A 3,084-nucleotide genomic window follows, 5' to 3' on the forward strand; every position below is an offset into this window, starting at 1 on the left:
CCCCGCGAGGGGGCCGCTAGGGGGACGACGGCTGTTGGAGTCCGATCGGTGCGTCCCCCGAGGACTGCGACGGCGGCGACAGACTCCATCTGTCGATCGGTGATCCGGTCCCACGTGGCCCGAGCGTGCGGCGCACGATCATGGCGGTGACTTCTGGTAGGGACCTATGAGGCACGCCGATTCTGGGTGACTCTAGGCGATCGCGGCGAGGCGCGTCAGGCGGTGGGTTCGACTCGGCGGCGCATGACCCAGCGCCACTTGGCGATCCGCCGGTCACGCTCGAACCCGAGCTCTTCGAACAGGCTCTCCGGGCCGGTGTGGAAGTAGGCGCCCTGCTGCGGTTTGCGGTCCTCGACCTGCTCGGGGTAGGCCTCGACGAGCCCGCCACCGGCCTCCGCGATCGCACCGAGGGCACCGACGACCGCGGCCCGGGCGACGCCCGCACGGCGGTGGCCCTTGCCGGTGAAGATACAGCCGATCCGCCAGTCCGGCAGCGTCTCCAGGTCCTTGTCGTAGGCCTTGTGGTTCTGGATGTTCGGCAGGTCCACGGGCGTGCCGTACTGGCACCAGCCGACGCACTCGTCGCCGTCGTAGACGAGGACCTGGTGGACCTCGCCCCGCCGCACGAGGGCCAGCTTGTTGGCACGGTTGGCCTCGGCGGTCCCCCCGGTGAAGCCTTCCGGGTGGAACCCCATGCACCAGCAGCCGCCCCAGACCCCGTTGTTCGCCTCGACGAGCGCCGCGAAGTCGCCCCACGTGTCCGTCGTGAGCGCGCGCGTCGTGTATGCGGTCCGCTTCGTCTGCGTGGCCATCACCCCATCGTGCAACGGGACTCGCGCGCGGCGCCACCCTGATCCGGCGGTATGCCGCTCAGCCGTCGCCCATGGTCACGTGCCCCTGGGTGGCCGCTGGGCGGCATACGGCAGGGTTGCGATCAGGCACGGCTGCGCCGGACCGGAAAGAATCTTGGGCGGAGTGTCGGATCGGCCCGGGCACGTTCGTGGAGAAGGTGAGTGGCAGCCGTCCGGGCTGTCCCTGAGCAGAGGAGCTTCAGATGGCGTACTACCTGATCGCCTTCAACGACGAGTGGGTGCCCGACCTGACGTTGGAGGAGATTCGTGAGCGGGGCACGGCCGGTCGGGCGGTGATCGACGAGATCACAGCTGCCGGTGCCTTCGTGTTCAGCGACGGCGGCCTGGACGCGTCGACCGCCGTGTGCAGCGTCGACCCGAGCAGCGTCGACCCGAGCAGCGGCTCGCCCGTCTTCACCGACGGGCCCTTCGTCGAGACCAAGGAGCACCTCGGCGGGTTCGCGGTCGTCGACGTGCCCGACGAAGCCCAGGCGCGGTACTGGGCCGGCAGGATCGCGGTCGCGGTCGGCTGGCCGCAGGAGCTGCACCGCTTCCCGCACAGGCTCGAGCCGCTCAGTCGTCCGTGGTCCGGTCCCGGCTGAGCTGGCGCCCTGACGAGCCCTCTCGCGGTGCCCTGTGACCCTTCCTGGTGCCAGTAGGCGTCGGCACGGCTCCGCACGTCGACAATGATGACGACGCGCCGGTTCTCCTCGATGCGGTACCGGATCCGGTAGCTGCCACGTCGAGCTACCCAGTGCCCCGCAGACAGTGCCCGCAGCGGCTTGCCGAGACGGTGTGGGTTGTCGCGAAGCGGACCGTCGATCAGCGCCCAGGCCGCAGCGGCCACCGCCACGGTGAGCTCTTCGGACAGTGCCCTACGTGCGGTCGGGCAACCTCGATGTCGTACCCCAAGCAAGGCCGCTCTCGCGCTGCGTCCGCTCAGCGATGAGGGCCGCCATTTCCTCGCGGCTGGTCAGCTGCCCCGCATCCACCGATCGATCAGCTGGTCGGTCCGGTGGGTGTTCCTGCACCCCACCGGACCATCTTTGCTGTCGGTGTGACACTCTCCGGTGACATGCTCACCGTGGCCGGTACACGTCGCGCCGGTGCTCGATCCGGCCGACGATGATGACGTGCTCTGCTTCGTCGATTCGGAGGGTGACCCGGTAGTCGCCACGACGGGCGATGCGCCACCCCTCGAGCTCGTATCGAAGTGGCTTGCTCAACCGCAGCGGGTTGGTCGGCAGGACGCCTGTTATGAACTCGACGATCGCCGTCGCGTTCTTCTCAGGGAGCCGTCGAAGGGACCTGGTTGCGCCGGCCGTGACAACGACCGACCAGACCGGAGCCGCATCGCTCACCGCGGCCCCAGCCCGTACTGCCGGCGCAGGTCCTCCCCGGTGACGACCTTACCGGCGGCCGCGTCGGCGTCGGCTTGGCGCAGCTCCTCGACTGCGCCCGGCGTCGAGAGCAGGTGCAGTGTCTCGTGCAGAGACTCCAGGTCATCGGCGGACATCAGTACCGCGGCCGCGTGCCCGTGCTTGGTGATCCGGATGATCTCGTGCGTCGTCTCAGCCTCCTCGACGAGCGACGAGAGCTTGTCCTTGGCCTCACTCAAAGCTACCGTCCTCATAGACACATAGTAGCCGGTAATCTAGCCGATCACTGGCCAGATTTGTAGTCATAAGGGACCGGTTCCTCGCCCGAGCCTCCTCCCCACCCACCTCATCGCCAGCGCTGTCACCGGGGGCCGTCGCCGTACCAATCAGACGATCGGCCTGCGGCATCCTGTCAATGTTCGAGATCAGCGGCTGGACGCCCGAAGTGCTGTTCACGCTGAGGTGGTGACGAGGCGGGCGCTGACGTCGGGGAGTTCGCCGAAGCGGGCCCGTTCATCGGTGGTCAGGACGGTCCGGTCGGCGGCACGGGCGGTCGCGGCGATGATGAGGTCGTGGGCGCCTCTCTCGCTGCCGGTCCGTTGCACGTGGGCCAAGAGTGCCGCGTGGTGTTCCGCGACGTCCCGGTCGTACTCGTGGACGGGGAGGACTTGCAGCACCTCATCGAGGAACGCGCGCTGGGCGACTGAGCGGCCGGGATCGGGGTCGAGCAGGGTGCCGGCGAGGTACTCGGCCACGACGACGGCAGGTATCGCCACGTCGTCGGGCAGCAGCGAGTCGCGTCCGGCAATACAGCCGCTGACCGCGAAGTACGGCAACCGGTTCCGTCTGTTCCG

General features: G+C 68.7%; 5 protein-coding genes and 1 pseudogene. 1 reads left to right on the forward strand and 5 read right to left on the reverse strand.

Annotated features, from left to right (window positions below; translation table 11 throughout):
* Positions 1 to 215: 215 nt before the first annotated feature.
* Entirely contained in the window at positions 216 to 812 is a 597-nt protein-coding gene (locus tag L0H79_RS21725; protein WP_301486837.1) for a GNAT family N-acetyltransferase, read from the reverse strand.
* Positions 813 to 1,054: 242 nt separating this feature from the next.
* Here L0H79_RS21725 and L0H79_RS21730 point away from each other — a divergent pair, with 242 nt between their 5' ends.
* Positions 1,055 to 1,453, forward strand: a complete 399-nt coding sequence (locus tag L0H79_RS21730; protein ID WP_301486839.1) for a YciI family protein — start codon at positions 1,055 to 1,057, stop codon at positions 1,451 to 1,453.
* 65 nt (positions 1,454 to 1,518) lie between these two features.
* On the opposite strand, the pseudogene L0H79_RS21735 reads toward L0H79_RS21730, so the two are convergent.
* The 4 genes and pseudogenes from L0H79_RS21735 to L0H79_RS21750 form a co-directional block, all read right to left on the reverse strand.
* Positions 1,519 to 1,704, reverse strand: a pseudogene (locus L0H79_RS21735) (type II toxin-antitoxin system RelE/ParE family toxin); the annotation flags it as partial.
* A gap of 226 nt (positions 1,705 to 1,930) precedes the next feature.
* A complete protein-coding gene (locus L0H79_RS21740; RefSeq protein WP_301486841.1) occupies positions 1,931 to 2,212 on the reverse strand; it encodes a type II toxin-antitoxin system RelE/ParE family toxin in 282 nt (93 codons plus the stop codon).
* Positions 2,209 to 2,484, reverse strand: a complete 276-nt coding sequence (locus L0H79_RS21745; RefSeq protein ID WP_301486842.1) for a type II toxin-antitoxin system Phd/YefM family antitoxin — start codon at positions 2,482 to 2,484, stop codon at positions 2,209 to 2,211. Before L0H79_RS21745 ends, L0H79_RS21740 begins: the two co-directional genes overlap by 4 nt.
* Positions 2,485 to 2,682: 198 nt before the next feature.
* On the reverse strand, positions 2,683 to 3,084 hold a 402-nt coding region (locus tag L0H79_RS21750; RefSeq protein ID WP_301486843.1), incomplete at its 5' end, for a PIN domain-containing protein.

It is taken from the genome of Intrasporangium sp. (assembly GCF_030452765.1).
Classification (GTDB): Bacteria; Actinomycetota; Actinomycetes; order Actinomycetales; family Dermatophilaceae; genus Intrasporangium_A.